This window comes from Nostoc sp. DedQUE12b (assembly GCF_034530835.1).
In the GTDB taxonomy this organism is placed as follows: domain Bacteria; phylum Cyanobacteriota; class Cyanobacteriia; order Cyanobacteriales; family Nostocaceae; genus Nostoc.
In genome coordinates this window covers 1-16406 of the sequence record NZ_JAVRCI010000122.1, presented here as the reverse complement: position 1 = coordinate 16406, position 16406 = coordinate 1, and the positions used below count along the sequence as shown (strand labels likewise).

General features: G+C 43.0%; 16 protein-coding genes. 6 read left to right on the top strand and 10 right to left on the bottom strand.

Annotation, left to right across the window (positions count from 1 at the left end; genetic code table 11):
* Positions 1-236: 236 nt before the first annotated feature.
* On the top strand, positions 237-632 hold the full coding sequence (locus tag RMY16_RS31365) for a hypothetical protein (protein ID WP_292811014.1): 396 nt from the start codon (positions 237-239) through the stop codon (positions 630-632).
* Positions 633-1025: 393 nt separating this feature from the next.
* On the opposite strand, the gene RMY16_RS31360 is transcribed toward RMY16_RS31365, so the two are convergent.
* The 4 genes from RMY16_RS31360 to RMY16_RS31345 form a co-directional block, all read right to left on the bottom strand.
* Positions 1026-2438, bottom strand: a complete 1413-nt coding sequence (locus RMY16_RS31360; RefSeq protein ID WP_322739649.1) for a TolC family protein — start codon at positions 2436-2438, stop codon at positions 1026-1028.
* A gap of 117 nt (positions 2439-2555) precedes the next feature.
* Positions 2556-3227 (bottom strand): ABC transporter ATP-binding protein, encoded by a 672-nt coding sequence (locus RMY16_RS31355; RefSeq protein ID WP_322667686.1) that lies wholly within the window; start codon positions 3225-3227, stop codon positions 2556-2558.
* The gene (locus RMY16_RS31350) at positions 3193-3360 is read right to left on the bottom strand and encodes a hypothetical protein (protein WP_322739648.1); all 168 of its coding nucleotides are present in this window, start codon (positions 3358-3360) and stop codon (positions 3193-3195) included. Before RMY16_RS31350 ends, RMY16_RS31355 begins: the two co-directional genes overlap by 35 nt.
* A 90-nt stretch (positions 3361-3450) precedes the next feature.
* Entirely contained in the window at positions 3451-3858 is a 408-nt protein-coding gene (locus RMY16_RS31345; protein ID WP_322739647.1) for a four helix bundle protein, read from the bottom strand.
* A 25-nt stretch (positions 3859-3883) separates the two neighbouring features.
* Here RMY16_RS31345 and RMY16_RS31340 point away from each other — a divergent pair, with 25 nt between their 5' ends.
* On the top strand, positions 3884-4033 hold the full coding sequence (locus RMY16_RS31340) for a hypothetical protein (RefSeq protein WP_322739646.1): 150 nt from the start codon (positions 3884-3886) through the stop codon (positions 4031-4033).
* Here the strand turns inward: RMY16_RS31340 and RMY16_RS31335 are convergent.
* The 4 genes from RMY16_RS31335 to RMY16_RS31320 all read right to left on the bottom strand — a co-directional run bounded on the left by RMY16_RS31335 (position 4019) and on the right by RMY16_RS31320 (position 8597).
* Positions 4019-5299: an ABC transporter permease gene (locus RMY16_RS31335; protein WP_416211723.1), complete on the bottom strand. Its 1281-nt coding sequence runs from the start codon at positions 5297-5299 to the stop codon at positions 4019-4021. The genes RMY16_RS31340 and RMY16_RS31335 overlap by 15 nt on opposite strands.
* A gap of 22 nt (positions 5300-5321) precedes the next feature.
* Positions 5322-6935, bottom strand: a complete 1614-nt coding sequence (locus RMY16_RS31330) for an efflux RND transporter periplasmic adaptor subunit (RefSeq protein ID WP_322739650.1) — start codon at positions 6933-6935, stop codon at positions 5322-5324.
* 101 nt (positions 6936-7036) lie between these two features.
* The gene (locus RMY16_RS31325) at positions 7037-7627 is read right to left on the bottom strand and encodes a hypothetical protein (protein ID WP_322739645.1); all 591 of its coding nucleotides are present in this window, start codon (positions 7625-7627) and stop codon (positions 7037-7039) included.
* 349 nt (positions 7628-7976) lie between these two features.
* Complete coding sequence (locus RMY16_RS31320) at positions 7977-8597, bottom strand: TetR/AcrR family transcriptional regulator (protein ID WP_322739644.1); 621 nt, start codon at positions 8595-8597, stop codon at positions 7977-7979.
* A gap of 145 nt (positions 8598-8742) precedes the next feature.
* On the opposite strand from RMY16_RS31320, the gene RMY16_RS31315 reads away from it, so the two are divergent.
* Positions 8743-9636 carry a tetratricopeptide repeat protein gene (locus tag RMY16_RS31315; RefSeq protein WP_322739643.1) on the top strand — a complete coding sequence of 298 codons (894 nt, stop codon included), beginning with the start codon at positions 8743-8745 and terminating at the stop codon, positions 9634-9636.
* A 251-nt stretch (positions 9637-9887) separates the two neighbouring features.
* Here RMY16_RS31315 and RMY16_RS31310 read toward each other — a convergent pair whose 3' ends face one another.
* The gene (locus tag RMY16_RS31310; RefSeq protein WP_289796406.1) at positions 9888-10292 is read right to left on the bottom strand and encodes a response regulator; all 405 of its coding nucleotides are present in this window, start codon (positions 10290-10292) and stop codon (positions 9888-9890) included.
* A gap of 490 nt (positions 10293-10782) precedes the next feature.
* Here RMY16_RS31310 and gyrA point away from each other — a divergent pair, with 490 nt between their 5' ends.
* From gyrA to RMY16_RS31295, 3 genes are all read left to right on the top strand, one after another.
* Positions 10783-13293, top strand: coding sequence for a DNA gyrase subunit A (gene gyrA, locus RMY16_RS31305; protein ID WP_322739642.1), 2511 nt, complete (start codon positions 10783-10785; stop codon positions 13291-13293).
* Between the two features lie 9 nt (positions 13294-13302).
* Positions 13303-13767, top strand: coding sequence for a GNAT family N-acetyltransferase (locus tag RMY16_RS31300; protein WP_322739641.1), 465 nt, complete (start codon positions 13303-13305; stop codon positions 13765-13767).
* Between the two features lie 306 nt (positions 13768-14073).
* Complete coding sequence (locus RMY16_RS31295; protein WP_322667667.1) at positions 14074-14259, top strand: chlorophyll a/b-binding protein; 186 nt, start codon at positions 14074-14076, stop codon at positions 14257-14259.
* A 129-nt stretch (positions 14260-14388) separates the two neighbouring features.
* Here the strand turns inward: RMY16_RS31295 and rpoD are convergent, their stop codons facing one another.
* Complete coding sequence (gene rpoD / locus RMY16_RS31290; RefSeq protein WP_094353188.1) at positions 14389-15558, bottom strand: RNA polymerase sigma factor RpoD; 1170 nt, start codon at positions 15556-15558, stop codon at positions 14389-14391.
* Positions 15559-16406: the final 848 nt, after the last annotated feature.

The following is a 16406-nucleotide window of genomic DNA, read 5'->3' as shown; positions in this document are numbered from 1 at the left end:
GGGAGCAGCTACAGAACTTGTGGGAGCAGCTACAGAACTTGTGGTAGCAGTGTCCCTTAAAGTTTTGATGAAGCTTAGACAATTATCTATATAAATACCAATATCTAGTAATAAAATTCCGAAATTTTACTGCTATAACTTGAAAAATTTATTACAAAAACTGCGAGTTTTGCTGAACCAGAATGCAGTTTAATTGAGGCAAGCTAGCTCTATAAGAATTTTAAAGGAGTAGTTTTATGTCTCGTAAAAAACGTACATCCCGTGTTTTAGAAAAAGCTCAGTTAAGATCCGCTGGACTGAAATCGATTGTTCCAAGCGTCAAATTTGATGAAGATTATAGTCTAGAAAAATTAGTTGAGTCAATCGACCAGTTACGCAACAAAATTGATGTTTATAATACTGCTCTGTCTGTAGTTGACTCTTCTAAAACTGAAATTGAAGAGATGGAAAAAAACTTGAGTCAGCTTTCTGAGAAGATGCTGATGGTGGTTGGTATCAAGTACGGCAAAGACAGCCGCGAATATGAGATGGCGGGTGGTGTTCGCTATAGCGATCGCATCCGCAAAATCAGATCGAGTCGCTTGAAAAATGTTGCAGAACAAGCATCTGATGAAAATGCTAAAACTGCATAAAATGCAGGATCTGACTTTTCACGTTATGTGGAAAAGTCCACCAAAAACCTAACCCCCTAACCCCCTTCCCGACACGGGAAGGGTGGAAAATTCAAAGTCTCTCTCCTTTTAGGCTACAGTGTACACACACATCGAATTACCCCCCTTAATTCCCCCGATGCATTGGGGGGAAACTAGAAATACAGTTCCCTCCCCAATACATACGGGGAGGGTTAGGGAGGGGTAAAACTTACGCTTAAACTCTGATGAGTGAACTGTTTCAGACTTGTGTGTACACCGTAGCTCCTTTTAGGAGAGAGATTTAGAGAGAGGTTTTCCAGATGCCGTGAAAAGTTAGATTTGTAGGGGCGTAAGGCCTTGCGCCCATAGGATAATTTTTTAACTAGAATTCCTTTAACGTGAAGCTCTGGATGTTACCGCTCTTTGTAAATTAGCTAGAGCGCGATTGTAATCCAAAATAGCTGTGACTCGATTACCTTCTGCTCTTGTCAGGTCATTTTCAGCATCAATTACCTCTGTTTGAGTGCCTACACCAGCTTGGAACCTCAATCTTGCTAAATTCAGAGCTTCCCTAGCTTGATTTAAAGCCACACTAGAAGTCTGCACATTATTTAAATTGGATTGCAATCGAGCATAGTACTGTTCTACATCAAAGCGAATTAAGTCACGCTGGTTAGCAAATCGAGTCTCTGCGATCCCAATATTAGCTCTCGACTGAGCCGCCCTTGCTCTTGCTGCTCCGCCATCAAACAAAGTTAGATTTCCTGCAAGTCCCACTGAATAGCCATCAGTAATACTGACACCATCATCATACCGATCTAGCAGATTGTAGTTTCCTGCCAAACTAACTTGCGGCCCTAGTTGTGAAAGTGCCTGTCGTCGTCGTTGCTCCTCAATATTACGTTGTCCCAAAAACTGTTGCAACTCTGGACGATTTTGAAACGCTTGGACAATACTTTGTTCTACCGTCTGCGGCCAAAGACCCGCTAATTGTACGGGGTCTGAGGCACTGATCTCAGCTGACTGCGATAAACTTAACAACGTAGCAAGCTGACGACGAGCAATTTGCTGCTGTGAGATCGCATTAGTCAGCTGTTGTTGGGCATTTGCTAAATTCACCTGAGCTTGCAGCACATCGAATCGCGTACCCACTCCAGCCCGTTCTCTGGCTTGAGTATCCCGCAAACTAGCCTGGGCATTTTGCACAGCAGATTGATTAATTCTGACTTGCTCATCTGCTTGTTGCAAATCGTAGTATTGAGTGGTGGCATTCAAATTAATTATCAAAGACTGACTTTCAACATTTAATTCATCTACCCGTAACTGTTCCTCTGCGGCTCGAATACTCGCTTGTCGGTTCCCAGAAGTATAGAGATTATAATTCAGTTCTGCTGAACCATTAAAAGAGGTGCTGGCTTGAGATGAATTGCTATTAAAACCATTACCACTATTAGTCACACTACTGTTAATACCAAGAGTAGGAAACAAAGCCGCTTGAGACTCGCGTAGTTCCGAGCGACTACGTTCTAGCTGTAATATAGCTAACTGCAAGTCTCGATTGTTGCGTTTTGCTAGTTCTAAAGCTTGTGCCAAACTGATTGGTACAGTTCCCTGAATTCTTACTTCCTCCGGTTTAGTCGGAAATTGCAGAGGATTGGGATTGGGGTTGAGGCGATCGGGAACTTGTACAGAGCTTGAGGAATTCTGTGCTTTTGGCGGAGTTGCTGCACTTGCTGCATTTGGAAAAAGAATCGCGATCGCGACAGTAACCCAGGTAAAATGCACGAATAATAAGCTGAAATTCATAATCTAGATATAGTAATTAATTAGGTTCTTTTGAGGATATAATCAAAAGTTTTGATCCTGATTGACCTACAGAGATTTAAATCTTAAATTCCTCCTCCAAGGGTTGATTTTAACAAATTACCCGACAATCAAACCATCCTGAACTCGAATAATCCTATGGGTTTGAGCAGCGATATCTGGTTCATGAGTGACAATCACAATCGTGATTCCTTGGTTATTAAGTTCAGTCAGTAAACTCATCACCTCATAGGAAGTTTCAGTATCTAAAGCTCCGGTTGGCTCATCTGCCAAAACTAATGCAGGTCGGTTGACCAAAGCACGAGCGATCGCTACCCGTTGTTGTTGTCCGCCAGATAGTTGACTAGGACGGTTAGCGATGCGTCCCCCTAATCCTACCTTTTCTAAGGCTTCTAATGCCCTTTCCCGGCGTTTTGGCTTGGGTAAGTTAGCGTAAACCATTGGTAACATGACGTTTTCCAACGCTGTCGCCCGTGCCAATAGGTTAAATTGTTGGAAAACAAAACCTATTCTTTGGTTGCGGATATAGGCTAATTCATCATCATTAAAAGTCGTCAGGTTTCTGCCTTCAAAAATATAGTTTCCAGTTGTCGGACGATCCAGACATCCCAAAATATTCATGAGTGTAGATTTACCAGAACCTGACGCACCCATAATTGAGACGTATTCACCTTCCTCAATAGAGAGTTGAATTCCCTTGAGTATTGGAACACTAACCTCTCCCAAGTGATAGGTTTTAGTAATAGATTCCATCCAAATCATTGTTGGCATAATTGAGTGCTGAGTAGTGAGTAGTGAGTGCTGAGTAGTGAGTGCTGAGTAGTGAGTAGTGAGTGCTGAGTAGTGAGTGCTGAGTAGTGAGTGCTGAGTGCTGAGTGCTGAGTAGTGAGTAGTGAGAGTTCATTTATAGCAGTAGTCACATAGGTTATGACTGTGTTGATTGCTCAAAGGCTTAAAAAAACTGGGTTTTTACTCAGCACTCAGCACTCAGCACTCAACACTTTTCTTTAGTGGTGGAGGCTGAGTTTTGTTGATGTTTTTGTTTACTAACTGATATACGAAGACCGCCAATAATTTTGCCCACTTCTTCTGCTTGATTTAAAAGTTGGTTGAATTTGGCTTGATCGAGATAGCCAACATCTAAAGCTATATAAAGTTGAGAACGCAATTCTGCACAAGATGACTTCGATATCGAAAGAAACTGATGAAATTCTCCTAAATAACTTCTTTCAAAACCCTCTGCAATGTTAGACATGATAGACACTGCTGCTCTTTGTATTTGTCCCGATAATCCAAAGTCTCTAGCAAACGCGCCCTGCTGAGTAACCTGATAAATATCTTTAGTAAGAATTCTTGCTTTTTGCCAAGCAATCAAATCTTCAAAACGCTCAACTTTACTCATTCTACTGACTACTCAATTTTCAAAATTGACACTAAATAACTTAGCACTCAGCACTCAGAACTCAGCACTCAGAACTCAGCACTCAGAACTCAGCACTCAGCACTCAGAACTCAGCACTCAGCACTCACTACTCAGCACTCACTACTCAGCACTCTTCAACTTAGTCGCTTCTTAAAGCGTTGATTGGATCTAATTTAGATGCGTTCCGTGCTGGAATCACTCCAGCGATTAAGCCAACGGTTAACGAGAGTACAAAGCCAGCAACGATCGACAAGAAAGAAATTACAAAGGGAAATTTGAAAACGCTTGCAGCTATAAAGGCTAATAAAATGCCAGTCACCATGCCAATACCTCCGCCGACAATGGAAATCACGATCGCTTCGGCTAAAAATTGATTGAGAATGGCTGAATTAGTTGCTCCTACGGCTTTGCGAATCCCGATTTCTCGCGTCCGTTCGACCACAGAAACCAGCATAATGTTAGCAATACCAATACCACCAACCACTAGAGAAATTCCAGCGATCGCTACCACCATTACTGTAAATAAACCTACAATATTAGTGAAGGTACTAACAATATCAGCTTGATTGGTCAGTCGGAAATCATCAGCTTGCGGCGGATAAATATTATGACGCAGCCGTAAAAGATTGGTAACTTGAAACTGAGCGGCTTCTAACTGCTCCTGATTAGCGCCTTTAACTAAAATTCCACTTACAGAAACGCCCACCAGGGCATTGTTCCCAACTAGTCTCTTCGACATACTAGTTAGAGGAATGAAAACTTGGTCATCTCGATCCATCGGCCCTTGAGAACCTTTAGGTTCCATCACCCCAATTACTTCATAAGCCTCTCCCTGAATCCGAATTTTCTCACCGATCGGATTTACACCCTGTGCAAAGAGTGTTTTTTGCACTGTAGGGCCAAGAATGGCAAGTTGTGCGGCACTATCTAGTTCTTCTTGAGTAAAATATCTCCCTTGTTGGGGGCGGGTATTTCTGATTTCTGGGTAGTTCAAATCTGTGCCATAAATGGTAGTTGAGGTGTTCTGCCCTGCATATACAACTTGAGCGCTGCGTTGGAGATAAGCAGAAACCATCTGTGCTGATGGCGCTTGTGTGGCGATCGCCTTAGCATCTTCCCAAGTCAAGGTGCTGCTAGAACCTACTCCTTGACGGACATTCCCACTTCTTGCTGCACCCGCCAAGATTTGGATCACATCTGTACCCAATGCTTGTATCTGTTGCTCAACCCCTTTTTGCACTCCCTGACCAACAGAAGTAATGGCAATAACTGAAGAAATCCCAATAATTACGCCCAACATAGTTAGACCCGTGCGTAATTTGTTACTCCACAGAGTCTCTGCTGCCATTGTCAAGATTTCCAGCAATGGTACTGTGCGGGTATTCTTTGCTTTATAAAAGCCCTTAAATATCTTAAACATAATGTTTTATTTAAAACTAATTTTAAGGGGAACCACCGCCTTGAGAACGACCACCCCCGCTAGAACTGCCGCCGGAACGACTTCCGCCGCCACCTGTTCCTCTTCCGCCTCCTCCGGCTCCTCCGCCTCCACCTAGACCAGGGAAAACTCCTCCTCTTGGTGTTGATTGCGGACGCGATCCTGGTGGGAAACTGAGCAATACCCTTTCGTCTCCTGTCAATCCAGACTTAACTTCGGTAAAGTTATTCGCGGTGACGCCAGTCTCTATGCGAGTAAACACAGGTCTGTTATTTTTTCCTTGCACAAACACACCTGTAGCATTTTCTTGGCGAACCACTGAAGCCGTTGGTACTACTAGAACATTTTGAACTTGACCGACTTGAAAATCTACTTCCGCATTCATCCCAGACCGTAGTAGTCTCTGAGGGTCTGAAAGTGATACTCTCACTTCAAAACTGGTGACGTTTTGCTCTACTATTGCTTGGGCAGCAATTTGGCTCACTTTACCTTCAAAGGTCTTTCCTGGGTAGGCATCTGCTTTAATCGAGACTTTTTGACCAAGGCTGATTTTGGAAATATTTGTTTCCGCTAAATTGGCGACGACTTCATTTGTAGAAGCTAGAGACAAGATTGAAGAAGAAGAAGAAGAAGCTACTTCACTACTGGCAGTTGTAGGTGTCACGAAAGCACCTGGATCGGCATACTTCTTTGTCACTACACCATCAAAGGGTGCGCGAATAATCGTGTCATTGATTTCGGCTTGGATGTTTTGCAGCGAACCACGAGCCGATGTTACCTGGGCACGAGCTGCGTTAATATCTTCTTGGCGCGTTCCGGCTTTCAAAAGTGCCAAAGCTTGCTGTCTCTGCTTCACTACAGCTCGTGCTTGCTCAACGTCTTCTGGACGCGATCCGGCTTTTTGCAGAGCCAGTGCTTGCTGTGCTTCATTTACATTCGCTTGGGCACTGTCACGATTGGAACGGCTTTGGTTAAGAGTCTGAAGGGAAATACCGCCTGCATTGTAAAGTTGCTGATTGCGAACAAAATCATCTTCTGCTTGGCGAAGGGCGGCTTGAGTACTTTGCAAGCGTGCCTGTGCTTGGGCAATATCTTGGGAGCGATTACCTGCTTGTACCTTTTGCAGATTCGCCTCGGCTTCGTCTAATGCTCCTTGTGATTGGGCAATATCTTGAGGACGATTACCTGCGATCGCTTTTTGCAAATTCGCCTCGGCTTGTGCCAATTGTCCTTGTGCAGAGGTAAGTTGCCCCCGGAGGTTGGAATCATCCATGTAAGCGACAATCTGTCCTTGCTTGACGATATCTCCTTCTTTCGCCAACAGGCTTTTTAAGATGCCGGAATTTTTTGGGCTGAGGTTGATTGACCGCTCAGGTTTCACTGTTCCGTTCGCTGAAACTGTAATTGTTAAACTCTGTCTTTCTACAGGTCTTGTCAGCACCCGACGGCTGGCTTGTTGACGGGGAGCAACCGTTACTTGGTAATAAACGGCATAGCCAATTCCACCCAAAAGGCAAAGAGCAATTAGCCAAGAGAGCCAATTACGTCTGCCCTTTTTTTTCTTGACCTCTGGAACCAAAACTGATGAATCTACGGTATTTGGTGTATCAATTTTCATATCCATTTTGTTTATAAGGAACGGCTACCAAGCTACTTATTTACGGCTAAAACTATAGCCTGGTAGCCTAATACTGACAATTATTTTTAGTTTTTAGTGTTTTAAAGGTTTATTTGCAGTACCAATCCACTAGGAAGTCTGAAGTAATCATCACGCACTCTTACTAATCTCCCAGCCGGAACAATTTCCTGATTGGGAAGCAGAATATCCCCGTTAGGAAGTCTGAAGTAACCTTGATCGCGCAGTCTGACTATGGATCTAGCAGGAATAATTTGCCCATTGGGATATCTGATATCACCATTACCAAGCCTGACTACTCTGCTATTAAATTGGTTGTTACGATTCCAATTATCCCGATCTCTAGGGTTTCTGACTTCTACAGGATAGGTTCTGTCGTCGCGGTTCCAATTATCCCGATCTCTAATGTTTCTGATTTCTCTAGAATTCGATCTGCTGTCGCGGTTCCAATTATCCCGATCTCTAGGCTTTCTGATTTCTCTAGAATTCGATCTGCTGTCACGGTTCCAATTATCTCTGCCTCTAGGATTGGATCTGCTATCACGATCCCAATCTCGATCGCGATCGCCAACAACGTAGACTTTCGTCTGGGCGTTTGCAGGCGCAGTCAAGAGAGTAGGAACAATTATCACAGCAGCAACTAATACTATCGATATACGGTTTGGTTTCAACATAGAATTGATTCCTTATTTGGATTAAAGTTCTATTTTGCTGAATTTAAACTTCAGCAATCTTTAGATAGTTATTTTTGTTTTGGCATTAAGGTGTTTAATATTTACCTCGTCGTATAAATTCATACATAATAATTATTGATCAAAAAGTTGAAACCAATGTATGACGAAAGTCACTAGTAATTCCAGGCTGATGTATGACCAAAGTCACCAGTTTTTTAAGATTGAGAAATTCAGATCCTAATCTCTAACTCCTATAAAAGTAGGGCGTAAGGTCTTGCGCCCCTACCGCGTGGTCGATTTAGCTGAAAATAGTTGTAATACCTAATTCCCCACTGCTTATACTCCCTATTTAATCTTGGCTTGGTACAATTCCTTGCCAGACAATATCCACAAGACTCTGGACAAATACTTCTGTGGCACGATTTTCAGAATTTAACGGTAATTCGATAGTTGATATACTGGCTTGAGACGATATCTGCTCTACAAAAACGTAGTTCATCAGCGATCCTAGTAAGACATGGGCCACTGTCAGAGGATCGCAAGGGCGGAGGCGACCTTGATTGATCTCACGCTCTAGGAAAGCAGTCAGTGCTTTTACATCTTGCATGGGTCTTGCTTCTTTATCTGCAATTTCTGGGAGCGCATTTCCTCGCGATCGCAGCATTACGATTAGAGGTAATACCTCACGATGGAATTCCATAATTTGGAGACAAATTTTGATGAGGTTTTCTTTGAGATTGCCCTTACCACAAAGAGATTCCAACTCGCTCACCCACAGGGGTTTCTCTGGAATTCCCATCGCCGCAAAAAATAATTCTTCTTTGGTTGAGAATCGCTTGAAAATTGAAGCTTCAGAAATGCCAGCCTGGTGAGCAATTTCTAATGTTGAAGCACCAAATCCTTGTTCTAGGAAAACTTGGCGAGCTGCTTCTAAGATTTGCTGATTGGTGATTCTGGGTATCCGAGCCATAAATAAGTAAGTGATTACTTATTAATGTATTGGTTTGATTACAGGGATGTCAAGAACTAATGATGTAAGATTTTGCTGCCGTCAATAGCGGAGATCGTTTAAGCTAGCTGAAAGATTCTTTGATTAGTGGCTTAAAGGCGGTAGTGTGCCTAAACATGTTCGTTTGATTTCTCTTTTAATAGTCTGTAGTTTATGGAGTATGCCAAAAGCCGCTAACGCGCAGGCATTAATACCCCATACACTGCAACTAGATGCGACAAAGTTAGAAAAGCAGGGGTTGAGCTTGGCGCAAGAGGCGGCTCAACTAGCTCAATTTCAACAGGTTGAATTAGCTTTGCCACGAGCGCGGCTAGCTAGTCAACTGGCTCCTGGGAATGATAAAGTATGGTTGCTCTTAGGTGGATTGCAACTGCAAACAAAAGAGTTTGATGGGGCGATCGCTAGCCTGAAAAAAGCACAATCTATCAATCCTAAAAATGGTGATATTCTGTTTGCTTTGGGTTCAGCAAATTTTCAGCAGAAAAATTACCAGGCTGCTGCTGTCAATTATCAAGAAGGTTTGAAGTTAAAACCCAACGATCCAGAGGGGTTATTTGATTTGGGTAATGCTTACTATTTGCTGGGTAAATTGCCAGATGCGATCGCCCAATACAATAAAGCTGTCTCCCAAAATAAAAAATTCTGGCCCGCGCTCAACAATATTGGTTTAATCAACTACGAACAGGGTAATATCCCCGAAGCAATTAAGCAATGGCAATCTGCTGTAACCCTTGATAAACAAGCAGCAGAACCTTTATTGGCCTTAGCGGTGGCACTGTATACTAAAGGCGAGCGTCAACAAGGACTAACGTTGGGAGAAACTGCACTCCGTATCGATTCGCGCTATGCTAATTTAAATTTCCTCAAAGAAAATCTCTGGGGCGATCGTCTACTGTCTGATACGAAAAAATTCCTAGAATTACCCCGTATTCAAGCAGCCCTACAGCAACCAGCAAACTCATCATCAGCGCCTACGCCTAGAAAACAGCCGACTCAATAACAGTGCTGAGTGCTGAGTACTGAGTGAGGAGTGAGGAGTGAGGAGTGAGGAGTGAGGAGTTATGAATTTACGAGTTCAAATATTTAACTGTTAATTCCAAACTCTTTACTCAGCACTCAGCACTCAGCACTCACTACTCCTTACCACTTGCCTAATAGTACCTTTTCGTAGTACATCTATACTAGATAAATACAGGAACTATCGCCCAAAAACATTTGCGGGCGAGTATTCCTGAAATAAGTCTTTAATTCTCAGTTTTCGTCTGTGGGTAGAAGTGCGATGATTTGGTCAACGAACTGTTGATGATCAACAACTGGCTTCGAAATGTAGCCATCAGCACCGCTTTGCTTGAGAAAGTTCTCGCGATCGCCTTCCATTGCATGTGCTGTCACCAGAATCACAGGTAAGTTTGCTGTTTTTGGATCGGATTTTAACATTTGTGTAATCTTGATTCCATCAACCGACTTGCCTTGGTAAACACTTCTGGAGAGAGAAACATCCATCAAAATTAGGTCGGCTTCTCCTGATTGGGCAATTTTGATGACTTCTTCCACATTTTCGGTGTGTTTCACACCCAAGCCGCCACGCTTGGACAAAATTTTGGAAAAAACACGAGCATTAATTAGATCGTCTTCGACAATTAAAACAGTTTTCATGAGAATTTTAGTTATAGAGGTGAAGAGATTCAAGAATTCCAGAATACAAAATTAAGAAATGCAATCATGATCAAAAGAAGTCAGAAAACAGAATTCAGAATTCAGAATAACCCAGCAGTCAAGTCAGGCGTAACAGTCATGGAAAATTTTTTTCTTCTCCCAAGGAGAGATGCTAAGAGCGAACACGCACGTTTAAAATCGCTTGCTTTAAACCTCGATTCTCTATCCAGTCTCACAAAATCCATTCTGGATTCTGTCTCCTGAATTCTTCTTCGGTAAGCATCATGCCTACTAAGTTTATGTAGATTATACTCGTGTGCATCCTTTTTAATAATCAATATGCATCTTCGTCATCAAGGATGATACTACTGCTTTTTCTTCTGTGACTATCAAAATTTTGTTATGAATCTCATTTCATCCGTTATGCTGTGGTTGCCGCAGTGTTGAGTTCCATCGGCTTTTGTGTAGTTAAATTTCAGGGAAAAAACTCATGGCAAAACAGTTAAACCTTCTCTCAACGGGACAGGTAATTCCAACAGCCCTGCACACCGAGATGCAACGGTCTTATCTAGAATATGCCATGAGCGTGATTGTCGGGCGAGCGCTACCAGACGTGCGTGATGGCTTAAAACCAGTGCATCGGCGCATTTTGTATGCAATGCACGAACTCGGTTTGGTACCAGATAGACCCTATCGAAAATGTGCCCGTGTAGTGGGTGATGTGTTGGGTAAATACCATCCCCACGGCGACCAATCAGTTTACGATGCTTTAGTCAGGCTGGTGCAGGACTTTTCTAGCCGCTATCCCTTGCTGGCAGGACACGGTAACTTTGGCAGTGTCGATAATGACCCGCCAGCGGCGATGCGCTACACAGAAACGCGTCTCGCACCGATCAGCCATGAGGGAATGCTGACAGAAATTGGTGAAGAAACTGTGGAATTTGTCGGTAACTTCGATAATTCCCAGCAAGAACCAACGGTGTTACCTGCTCAGTTGCCGTTTCTGTTACTCAATGGCTGTTCTGGTATTGCCGTGGGAATGGCGACAAACGTTCCACCCCACAATTTGGGGGAAGTTGTTGATGGGTTAATTGCCTTAATCGACAACCCAGATTTGCCAGATGAAAAATTATTTGAGCTAATTCCAGGGCCAGATTTTCCCACTGGTGGGGAAATAGTTGGTGAAGCGGGAATTCGGGAAGCATACAGCACAGGTAAAGGTGGAATTCTGCTGCGGGGAGTTGCAACTCTGGAGGAAATTCCAGCCGCGAGGGGAAGCAAGCGACGGACGGCAATTATTATTACAGAATTGCCTTATCAAGTGAATAAAGCTGCCTGGATTGAGAAGGTAGCGGATTTAGTAAATCAAGGACGCTTGCAAGGAATTTCCGATCTTCGGGATGAGAGCGATCGCGAAGGGATGCGGGTGGTAATTGAACTCAAACGCGACACCAATCCCCAAGAAGTTCTCCAGAATTTATATCACCAAACTGCTTTACAAATGACTTTTGGGGCAATTCTCCTCGCAATAGTGGATGGACAACCCCGCCAGTTAAGTTTGCGTCAACTCTTGCAGGAGTTTTTGAGATTCCGAGAAGAAACGCTGAACCGTCGCTACAATTACGAGTTGGGTAAAGCCCAAAGTCGCGTGCATTTGGTAGAAGGTTTGCTGAAAGCGCTGTCGAATTTGGATGAGGTAATTCAAATTTTGCGCCAAGCTCCCGATGGTAGTACGGCAAAAATTAACCTTTGTAGCCGACTGGATTTGAGTGAAGTACAAGGAGATGCAATTCTCGCTATGCCGTTGCGCCGCCTCACTAGTTTGGAACAGCAAAATTTGCAGCAGGAATTTGAGCAGATCAGTGAACAAATTAGGTTATTGGAGCAATTACTGAGCGATCGCCGCGAATTACTCAAGGCGCTGAAAAAAGATTTGCGATCGCTCAAGCGCAAATACAGCGATCCCCGACGGACAAAAATTGGAGAGGAGCAGAAGTTTAGGGTAGAAGAGCAGAAGGGCAGAGGGGCAGAGGGGCAGAGGAGCAGAGGAGCAGAGGAGGAGGAAATTAAATCTTCTGAACCAGTAGAAGAGGCAGTTTTAGAATTTACCCAACGAGGTTATGTCCGCCGCATCCAGCCATCTGGGAAAAAGTCAAAAGCTGAAAATGGTCTACACGATAATGACTTCATTATCCAAACTGTTTTAACTGACACAGGGAAAGACTTGCTAATACTAACTGGTGGCGGCAAAGTGTATCCGGTGAATGTGGGAGAAATTCCGCCAACTACTGGGCGTTCCCCACGCGGAAAACCTTTAATTACGATGCTCAGTAGCACTGCTCAAGGCGCTCAAGAAGCTGTGGTCAGCCGCTTTTTGCTGCCAGAGAAGCTCGAAACTAGACAGATGATTCTCTTAACCAAACAGGGAAGAATTAAGCGTCTGTCTTTGGAAGAATTTACTAACCTGACTCGGCGCGGAATCACGATTTTGAAGCTCAAAGACGATGATGAGTTGTCATTTACCCAGTTCACCGCTCCAGGGGAGCATCTGATTTTAGCTAGTTCCGGTGGGCGACTGTTGCGCTTTGCGGTTAATGATGAACAATTACCGATTATGGGTCGCACAGCGATGGGTTTACAAGCATTTCGGTTATTGAGAAATCAGGAAATGGTTGGCTGTGTCACTGTCGGTAAAGATGATCAACTACTGCTAGTTACTCAAGAAGGATATGCCAAGCGGATGGCTGCGAGTCAGTTAAGAGCGGCTAATCGTGGCGATTTAGGCACGCAAGCGCTGAAATTTGCTAGCAAAACTGATAACTTAGCTGGTATGGTCATGGCAATTGCATCTGGCGAGATAGCTTTAGTGACGAATAAAGAGCGAGTAGTGCGGATACCTGTGGAAACAGTGCCGATTTTAGGTAGAGATGTCAAAGGTGAAAGCATCCTCCAACTCAACCGCGATGAAAAAATCATCACTGTTGCGGAAGTGCGATCGTAAATTAGGGTGATGTTCAACTTGCGACAAGCCAACTTGCAGGATTTAGAGGCGCTAATCGAACTGCGTCTCGAACTCCTGCGGGAGGTTGGCGAGATTAAAGGTGACTTTGATACCGCAAACCTAGCAGAAGCAACTCGAAAATATCTTGGCGAAAAAATGCCGTCGGGTGAGTTTTTAGCTTGGGTTGCTGAAGTGGATAATCAAATTGTTGCCTCTAGCGGCTTGGTATTTTTTCAACGACCCCCTTACAACGGCAATCTCTCTGGCTTAGAAGCGTACATTATGAACGTGTATACAATTCCCATGTGGCGAGGACAGGGAATTGCTACAGCATTGTTAAAGGAAATTATCAGCTTTATGAGAGCAACTGAGGCAAAACGCCTCTGGCTTCACGCCACTGAGGATGGTAAACGCGTCTACGAGAAGCTTGGTTTTGTCTCCACTTCAAAAGAAATGGAAATTGTCTGGTACTAACTTAAATTATCAATAAAATTTTATTTTAAAATGCAAAATATATTTAAAATCAAGCAGTTTACCTAAATTAGTTGATAATCTATTTCAATAGAATAAATCGTTTTTAAAGCTAAAAGTCTGGATAACATTTCTTCTCCTTCAGTAAATCTTGCTGAAGACTGATGATTTTATCTGTATAAATAGCTATTTCTATTTATGTCAAGCTATGGCAACAAAACTATAAAATATGTTGCCTTTCTAAAAATATTTGTTATATTAGTTTACATAAGGCAATAAAGCTTAAGAATTAACTTTGGAGTTCTAACCATGACAAATGCAACTACAACAAAAGCCACTACTCCTGTAATTGAAGATCGCAACGCTTGGCGTTGGGGCTTTACCCCACAAGCAGAAGTTTGGAATGGTCGCTTGGCGATGATTGGCTTTTCAGCAGCCGTTTTGGTTGAGGTTTTCTCTGGTCAAGGCTTCCTACATTTTTGGGGCATCCTGTAAGTTTTAATATTCAAGATGACCTATAAATAAAAAAACCTGGAGTGCTAATTCACTACCAGGTTTTATTTTTTGTCATTTATCAGTTGTCATTTGTCATTTCTTTATTCACTAATGACCAATGACTATTGACTACCGAATATATTCCTTGAGAACGCTGTTACGATTTGGGTGGCGTAACTTGCGGAGTGCTTTCGCCTCAATTTGACGAATCCGTTCGCGGGTGACGTTGAAAATCTGGCCGATTTCCTCAAGGGTTTTCATCCGACCATCATCCAAGCCGTAACGCAATCTGAGAACATCGCGTTCGCGTGGGCTGAGACTGTCGAGGACTTTTTCAAGGTCTTCGCGCAGAAGATTTTTGGAAACTTGGTCTTCTGGTGTCTCACCATCTGATTCAATAAAATCGCCCAATCGAGAATCTTCTTCTTTACCAATAGGCGTTTCTAATGAGATAGGTAATTGGGCAGATTTAGCAATGAACCGCAACTTCTCAATGGTCATTTCCATCCGAGTAGCGATTTCTTCTTCAGTGGGTTTGCGACCCATTTCTTGAGATAGTAACTTGGTAGTTTTCTTAATCCGAGAAATGGTTTCGTAAAGGTGAACTGGAAGACGAATTGTGCGGGATTGATCTGCGATCGCACGGGTAATTGCTTGACGAATCCACCATGTAGCGTATGTAGAAAACTTATAACCTTTTTCGTGGTCAAACTTTTCAGCGGCACGAATCAAACCGAGACTGCCTTCCTGAATTAAGTCCTGGAACGACAAACCACGATTCATGTATTTCTTAGCAATTGAAACTACAAGACGGAGGTTAGATTGCACCATCTTGTCTTTCGCCCGACGACCAACATGGAGGCGATAACGAAAGGCTGGTAGTGGCAGTTGTACTGCTTCTGCCCATTCGCTATCTCGAGGATCGCGATCTAATTGCTCACAGAGTCTTTCGCGGACTCTCTCTAATTCCAGCAAATCGGCTATTTTCCGTGCCAATTCAATTTCTTCGTCTGCCCGCAATAGACGAATTCTACCAATTTCTTGCAAGTAAAGCCGAATTGAATCTTCGGTATAGTGCTTTTTCTTGCTTTGTGTCCGACGACGCGATTTAGCGGCTTTTCCAGACTTTGCGTCGTCCTCATCAGACTGAGGCTCTAAAAATTCCTCGTCACCTTCATCGATGATCAGCAAGTCCTCTTCATCGTCTATTAAGAGTTCTTCTAACTCGAGCTCAGGCTGATTCATTATTTCTAGGTCAGGCTGATATATGCTTTCGAGTACGTTGTTAGCCTGGTTCATGCCGCGTTCCTCATGCTCCTTGCAGAATCAATTACTCAAGATGTGTTTACTGCTCTTTTAAACGAGCCAATTGCCAACCGAAAATAAGTTTTTTGGCAGATTTGCCAGAGATATTTTCGGACGTTTTACGCCTCCGGTAGGAGGGTTTTTACTTTAGTTTAAGCAAATACTAAAGGTGACTTGCTCACTTTAGTAAATGTTATATGTGTTGCTATCACATATTGCTTTCAACTAACTGGTCAAAAAAAATACTTGCCTTTATCAAAAAAATTGCCACTCTATACAAATGAGTTCAGACTGTTGGCAGATTTTCGTATAAAGACTCTTTCGATTGTAGCCTGTTTCACAGAAATTGCACTCTTTTTGTGTATTAATCATGAATTCATTAAGCAACTTTTAGCTACTTTCACCAAAAAGATATTGAAAACGGGATTTGTACCCTGAAATTTTTTCTCCACTTTTCGGAATTGCAGTGACGCTCTTATTACATTACAAAGTAAGTACGCTTGCTCCTGCCGAATTTCATGTATTTTACACAACATTAATTACTGAGAAAGAGTGCATTTTATGTTAACTCAGACTATTCGTCTTAACCTACCCATTTTTACATTTCCTTCATAAATTAAGCATCCCTTAGACTAAAACGGGTCTTGTCCTTGGGTAAATACAACAACGGTGGTGGTGCTTGCCTGAAAGCAGTTAACCTTCTGCGTACTAACTACCTTAACTGAGGAGTTGAGGCGGTGGCAGAATCGACCTGATAGAAGATCAATTTAGGTTTACTAATTCGGTCTTATTCACACGTTAGCGCACTGTGGCGATTTCAGCCCTATGAAACTTGACAAACT